Genomic DNA, 6,144 nt, shown 5'->3' on the forward strand with positions numbered 1-6,144 from the left:
AATTTCTGATGTATAGCGATTTGATTTTTTCATAGTTCCAGTTTCTCAAGTTATTGAGTCTCTGGCAAACACGGGGCGATTCACAATGCAACCATTGTGGGTCAACAAACAACATTTTATAATTCCATGTATAACCATTTTTAGGGTTACAAGAATGAACATCACTTGGGTTAATAATGACGGTTGAGCCATTTCCTATTTCTTCTTTTTTTCTTGTGTTAAAATATTCGCTAACGCCTTTCTCGACAATACCAACGGAAAATTCTTCATGGGTATGCTTTTTATAACAAGCTTCTGAATTATCAGCACTTCTAGCTTCTATCGGGAGTCCTATTGAATGATAAAACAAGGGTTTTCCGTTATTCATATTTATACTATCTCCTTGTAAGCAGCAATCTAATATATTAGTAAATAAATAACAGTACTTGCTAATATACAACCCATGATTAAATTAAAAATCTTATAATGTTCAGGGTGTGACAACAGTTTTTTAATAGTCACCCCCATCACCGCCCATATTGATATTGATAAAAAGCATACCACAAAGAATACCAAGCTAAATAATAATATCGATGATGTATTATTTTCTCCATTAGATGAAAAAACTGTAACGCCTGAAATGGCTACGATCCATGCTTTTGGGTTTAGCCATTGGCAAAGTAATCCTTCTACTATGGTAGGTGGAGTAGCTTGATTTTCTTCATCAACTTTACTTATAGGAGAAAATGCAATTTTATAGGACATATATAATAAAAAAGCAGCCCCTATATAACTTAAGTAATTCATAATCTCAGGGTTTTCATGAAATACTTCTATAACACCAACGCCCAATAGTAACAGAATACTGGTAAAACCTATTGTAGCACCGGTTATATGGTGTAAAGTTTTATTGAAACCAAAGTTTGCTCCAGAAGATGTTGCTACTATATTTACTGGCCCTGGTGATATTGATGTAACAAATGCAAATAACGCCATAGCTATAAGTGTTGACATAATAGTCCTTATAATCTTTAAAAATTAGTTACTTCAGCACCTTCAATAAAACGGTGCTCTTGTAAATCGACAATTCGATACCTTTTAGGCTTTACCTTACCTTCCTTACAATAACCAGCCATCGCCTCCCAATGACCAGCCTCAAACTCATTCGTAATGTGCAGCTCACTTAGCCCTTTTATTCCTTTATAACGGTACAAGCCAAAATCAATTAAGCGTACTGGATAACCTTCTTCCAGAGATAAAGGTTGACCATCAACATCGAAAATCAACATAGCTTTTCTTTCGAAAGCATCATCGATACGAATAGTTGAATCATATTTTCCTTTTTCAGCTGTGCCTATACTAATTTGCTTAAGAAATTTACCTTTAAATTGGCTTTCTTTGATTTTTAAATATTTAAATAGATCTTCTAAATAAATTCCTGTCCAAGTTCTACGAATGCTCCAATTGCATACGCATACAACCCTACGGTTTTCTGTTCGCTGAAGAATAGATCTTAGTTCGTTATAATTAATTTGAATTGGTTTCTCTTGATCAGGTATAAATATATTCAAAGTCCATTTGTTTAAATCAGCTAATGATGGTGGCCCTTCTTGGTAATACCGTAATGAAGATGGCTTTTTTTCAATCCAAGGAGTTTTAGGTATAGTATTATTCATTTTAAATTTTACTCACTATCTTTTATTAATAACTTTACGCAACGAAACCCGACAATATTATCTCTTACAGTTGGAGGATATGGATCTCTACTGCTACAGCGCATATATTCACTATCATGTAAGCCAGACCCCCCTCTTGTAACAAAGTCATCTGTAATACTGCTTTTATATAATGGATTTATACCACTTTGATCCCAGTTATAATTAGGGGAATAATTGTCTTGGCACCATTCTGCTAAGTTTCCAGCCATATCGATACAACCAAAGGGTGATCTATTTTGTATATGAGCATGCCAAGGTGTCGAACGCCGATTTAATTCCGTTGGCTCACAATCAGGAGCAAAATTTGCTAGTAATAGTGATGCTTCAGCATTCCCCCAAGGATATTTGCGATTATCGTTTCCTTTCGCTGCAAACTCCCATTGAGCTTCGGTAGGTAAACTTTTACCTACAAATTTTGCATATGCGACAGCTTCATGCCAACTAATACCTGTGACAGGTTGATCTGCTTGGTTCCAATTAGGATCATTCCAGTATAGAGGTTCTTTGATGCCCAATTGCGAAATAAACTCTAAACCTTCTGAGCTCCATAAATCCGCTTCTTGGTAGCCTCCCTGTTCTATAAAAACTTGAAAGTCTTCATTAGTGACTGGTTTCACATCCATAAAAAATGGATCTAACTTAACTTGCATAAGTGGCATTTCATCTGGAGATTCTAATGAACCACGTGTGAATTTTTCACCAGAAATCAAAGTCATATTTATCATCTAAGTAATCCTAAATTTCCAGTAAACTTGTTAACAATTTTCTTGTTACCATATATAGCTATTCCCAAATATTCTAAACTCATTGCTGTAACTTCTGATAGGCGATTAGAATAATCTTCATAATTTTTAGTCATTTGTGCTGCATGATTAAAATCAATAACAATTAAGTCTGGTTCGTACTCCCTAAGTTGTTGACGCAGACTTGACAATGAACTTCCATCGCCCGTTAATATCGGGATAGGTATAGTGGTTATGCCCTTATGAACTTTACCATCATAATCATTAATATCTTCACCTATAAGTTCAGGTTTTAATTTCCCTAAAGACAGTGTTAATATAGCAGCCGTATTAGCAATAAGTCCTATAGGTAAATTTTTATCAATTATTATTGCACAGCGCTCAATAGACATTGCTTATGCTCCTTTAAATTTATATTAGTTTTGACAAATACAACCCACGTCATTTCAATAATTAGTGGGAGTGAAATTATTTCTAAGTTGGAATGTTTAGCGGCTATTTCATTAGATAAACAACAATCATATAATCCATTACTGACATCCTGAGCACCTTTACTGGTGGCTTCGGTATAATGAACTTCAATTTTATCTTCCGAAAATTCATAGCCATTGTTTTGCATTGAAGAAATGACATCGTTTAATCGTGATGCGGGGGCTTTATGAGTTACTATAGAGATTCGTTTTTTATTCTCTAACTTTCTTTTTAATTCATCTTTACTGCGAGAACAAATAAAATAATGCGGAGGGCTAAAGAAAAAAGAACCCATTAGTGTTGTTTTTGGATTCATATAGAAATAATCTGAATCCCGATATGCATTAGCAACTAAAAGAGCACAGTCGGTATGATTTTCAGTATAAGCGGACGCTAGTTCAAAGCTGCTAAATAAATGTATATTAAGCTTCCTACCTAGTAGTATTTCCATATGAAGAGCTGCTGCCTCGCTACTTGAACCAACAGGTCCGAGTGTTGAAATACAGGTAATGGATTCATTGTTACGTAGCCAAAATCCGTGTTCAGTAATCATCTTATCGAAATTCCCTTCAAGCTTTAATTTATCTAGAGTAATAAGTTAAAGCTCATGGTTAGATGATTATTGTATAAAACTGCTTTTTTGAAAGTAATTTTAAATTGATGAGTATATGGATAACTTTAGTTTTTTGAGTGGTGATAATGGTTTCCTCTAATTTTTTTCATTATCATACATTAATTTATTGTTCAAAAAATAGGCTTAAGGTTAATTTCGAGGGGATGGGCGCAAAACCCCTCGATGCCTGCGGGCAGATCAAGTGCTTGCCAGGATTTCAGGCGCTCAATATGTTCGAGCATGTGGCGAGAGTTCGGTTTGGCAGGCGACTGGCGCAGCCATGCCAGCCACGTCACTTTACTGCCGTCCTTGCGCTTGAGAAGTTCGTCCAGGCGCTGACGGTGGGGTGATAACAAAGAATCGGTCAGCGCCGCGTAAATGCGTCGGTTGGCACGGGTGATGGCCTCGGCGCTTGCGCGCTCGATGGCATTCATGGCGGGCAGGATAATGCTCTGCCGCCGCAGATTCTCGACAAGTGCGCTCGCCAGCACGATGCCTTTGTCGGTCTGCAAGGCCAGCTCGGTCAATGTATGCACGGCTTGCCGATAGTGGCTCATGGTGAAGGGCTTGAACCCAAAAACCGTTTGCAGCTCGACCAAGTGCTCCCGCCGTGTCTGTTCGCGCTGGCCGTACTCGCTCCAACTTTCCACTGGCATCTTGAGTTGCGCGGCCATCATGCGCAACAGGGGCGGAAACGGAAGCTCATCGACGCCCAAAAAGGTGCCAGGGAATCGCAAGTAGCAAAGCTGCACAGCGAAGCCCAATCGATTCGCGGCGCCGCGACGCTGACGGATCACCGACAGGTCGGTTTCGTTGAACGTGTAGTGCCGTATCAGTTCGTCTTTGGCATCTGGCAGTGCCAGCAGGCTTTCGCGCTCGGTGGCGGACAGGATTGAGCGGCGTGGCATGGTCAGTCTTCCCGCAGGTACTGGTACAAGGTTTCGCGGCTGATGCCGAAGTCACGGGCCACCAAGGTTTTTTGGTCGCCTGCCGCAACTCGCCGTTTCAACTCGGCAATTTGTTCGCTGTTCAGCGATTTCTTTCGTCCCCGGTAGGCACCGCGCTGCTTGGCCAGCACGATTCCCTCGCGCTGACGTTCGCGGATCAGGGCGCGCTCGAACTCAGCGAAGGCTCCCATGACCGACAGCATCAGATTGGCCATCGGTGAGTCCTCGCCGGTGAACTTCAGCCCTTCTTTGACGAACTCCATGCGCATGCCCCGTTGTGTCAGCCCTTGGACGATGCGGCGCAGGTCATCAAGGTTGCGTGCCAGCCTGTCCATGCTATGCACCACCACGGTGTCGCCCTCGCGGACGAAGGCCAGCAGCCTTTCCAGCTCGGGACGCTGGGTGTCCTTGCCAGAAGCCTTGTCGGTGAACACCCGCGCCACCTGAACACCCTCCAATTGCCGTTCCGGGTTCTGGTCGAAGCTGCTGACGCGGACATAGCCGATGCGTTGACCTTGCAAGATGCCTCCAAAGGCAAAAGTGTCAGGATGAAATCTATTACCTTTGACGGAATATGTCAATCAATAGGAAATTTAACTCTATTCTGACATCGTTTGCACATGGCATCTGACATCAAGTTAGGGTATACGTGTCATTTTCAGAAGGCGATAGCACGAATTATCAAAAGTCGGCCGCACGGTTTTTTCTGACGGTTGACGTCACCTCAGAAAACGGAAAATAAAGCACGCTTAGGCGTAGTTCCCTTGGCTACACCGCGTCGGTACTGCGCGGTTCTTTCTTCCCTTGCAGTGAAGCAATCAGCGGGCAAGAAACATTCCCCTGCCGCAGGTGGCAGGCACACACAAGTTCGGAAAGCACCGACTCCATACGCGCCAAGTCAGTCATTTTTTCGCGCACGTCCTTGAGCTTGTGCTCGGCCAGGCCGCTGGCTTCCTCGCAATGGGTGCCATCCTCCAGCCGCAGTAGCTCGGCGATTTCGTCCAGGCTAAAGCCCAGCCGCTGGGCCGATTTCACGAACCGCACTCGTGTTACATCCGCCTCGCCATAGCGGCGAATGCTGCCATAGGGCTTGTCTGGCTCCGGCAGCAGGCCCTTGCGCTGGTAGAACCGGATGGTCTCCACATTGACCCCGGCCGCCTTGGCAAAAACGCCAATGGTCAGATTCTCAAAATTAATTTGCATATCGCTTGACTCCGTACATAACTACGGAAGTAAGCTTAAGCTATCCAAACCAAATTTGAAAAGACAAGCGTATGTCTGCTCTCACCGGCCAACCGCCGCTGCGAACTACCACCCAAACACGGCTAACTGCATTGGCAATTGCCGAAACGAAAAGGAACGATGCAATGTATTTGAATATCACCGGAATGACCTGCGACTCGTGCGCGACACATGTCAAGGACGCCCTGGAGAAAGTGCCGGGCGTGCTGTCGGCGCTCGTGTCCTACCCGAAAGGCTCCGCGCAACTCGCCACCGATCCCGGCACCTCGCCAGAGGCGCTGACCGCCGCTGTGGCCGGCCTCGGCTACAAGGCCACACCCGCCGATGCCCCATCCACTTCAGCGCGGGGCAGACTGCTGGGCGGTGGCGACAAGGCTGGTGGTGATGGGGACGGACTGCACGTCGCCGTTACAAACATGGACAAGACTATT

The 6,144-nt window shown here is 43.7% G+C and carries 9 protein-coding genes and 1 pseudogene; 1 reads left to right on the top strand and 9 read right to left on the bottom strand.

What is annotated here, in order from left to right; translation table 11 throughout:
* The 9 genes and pseudogenes from CWB65_RS18160 to merR all read right to left on the bottom strand — a co-directional run.
* Positions 1 to 367 (bottom strand): AraC family ligand binding domain-containing protein (locus CWB65_RS18160; protein ID WP_249365042.1); only part of this gene is annotated, 367 nt, incomplete at its 3' end.
* Positions 368 to 396: 29 nt separating this feature from the next.
* Positions 397 to 993 (bottom strand): LysE family translocator, encoded by a 597-nt coding sequence (locus CWB65_RS18165; RefSeq protein WP_138686822.1) that lies wholly within the window; start codon positions 991 to 993, stop codon positions 397 to 399.
* A 17-nt stretch (positions 994 to 1,010) separates the two neighbouring features.
* Positions 1,011 to 1,655: a molybdopterin-dependent oxidoreductase gene (locus CWB65_RS18170; protein WP_171040125.1), complete on the bottom strand. Its 645-nt coding sequence runs from the start codon at positions 1,653 to 1,655 to the stop codon at positions 1,011 to 1,013.
* Between the two features lie 8 nt (positions 1,656 to 1,663).
* Positions 1,664 to 2,422, bottom strand: coding sequence for a formylglycine-generating enzyme family protein (locus CWB65_RS18175; RefSeq protein ID WP_138686823.1), 759 nt, complete (start codon positions 2,420 to 2,422; stop codon positions 1,664 to 1,666).
* Positions 2,419 to 2,832: a DUF2000 domain-containing protein gene (locus tag CWB65_RS18180; RefSeq protein ID WP_138686824.1), complete on the bottom strand. Its 414-nt coding sequence runs from the start codon at positions 2,830 to 2,832 to the stop codon at positions 2,419 to 2,421. The genes CWB65_RS18175 and CWB65_RS18180 overlap by 4 nt, the downstream gene beginning before the upstream one ends.
* Positions 2,808 to 3,464 (bottom strand): hypothetical protein, encoded by a 657-nt coding sequence (locus tag CWB65_RS18185; protein WP_138686825.1) that lies wholly within the window; start codon positions 3,462 to 3,464, stop codon positions 2,808 to 2,810. The genes CWB65_RS18180 and CWB65_RS18185 overlap by 25 nt, the downstream gene beginning before the upstream one ends.
* A gap of 239 nt (positions 3,465 to 3,703) precedes the next feature.
* Positions 3,704 to 4,432, bottom strand: a pseudogene (locus tag CWB65_RS18190) (DUF4158 domain-containing protein); the annotation flags it as partial.
* A 2-nt stretch (positions 4,433 to 4,434) separates the two neighbouring features.
* The gene (locus CWB65_RS18195; RefSeq protein ID WP_138686826.1) at positions 4,435 to 4,992 is read right to left on the bottom strand and encodes a recombinase family protein; all 558 of its coding nucleotides are present in this window, start codon (positions 4,990 to 4,992) and stop codon (positions 4,435 to 4,437) included.
* A gap of 247 nt (positions 4,993 to 5,239) precedes the next feature.
* Positions 5,240 to 5,674 carry a mercury resistance transcriptional regulator MerR gene (merR, locus tag CWB65_RS18205; RefSeq protein WP_138686827.1) on the bottom strand — a complete coding sequence of 145 codons (435 nt, stop codon included), beginning with the start codon at positions 5,672 to 5,674 and terminating at the stop codon, positions 5,240 to 5,242.
* Positions 5,675 to 5,838: 164 nt separating this feature from the next.
* On the opposite strand from merR, the gene CWB65_RS18210 reads away from it, so the two are divergent.
* On the top strand, positions 5,839 to 6,144 hold a 306-nt coding region (locus CWB65_RS18210; RefSeq protein WP_171040126.1), incomplete at its 3' end, for a cation transporter.

This window comes from Pseudoalteromonas sp. S554 (assembly GCF_005930865.1).
Lineage (GTDB): Bacteria > Pseudomonadota > Gammaproteobacteria > Enterobacterales > Alteromonadaceae > Pseudoalteromonas > Pseudoalteromonas marina.

Coding starts and splice junctions, on each gene's coding strand:
- CWB65_RS18165 (WP_138686822.1), bottom strand. CDS start 993: ATGTCAACACTTATAGCTATGGCGTTATTTGCATTTGTTACATCAATA.
- CWB65_RS18170 (WP_171040125.1), bottom strand. CDS start 1,655: ATGAATAATACTATACCTAAAACTCCTTGGATTGAAAAAAAGCCATCT.
- CWB65_RS18175 (WP_138686823.1), bottom strand. CDS start 2,422: ATGATAAATATGACTTTGATTTCTGGTGAAAAATTCACACGTGGTTCA.
- CWB65_RS18180 (WP_138686824.1), bottom strand. CDS start 2,832: ATGTCTATTGAGCGCTGTGCAATAATAATTGATAAAAATTTACCTATA.
- CWB65_RS18185 (WP_138686825.1), bottom strand. CDS start 3,464: ATGATTACTGAACACGGATTTTGGCTACGTAACAATGAATCCATTACC.
- merR (WP_138686827.1), bottom strand. CDS start 5,674: ATGCAAATTAATTTTGAGAATCTGACCATTGGCGTTTTTGCCAAGGCG.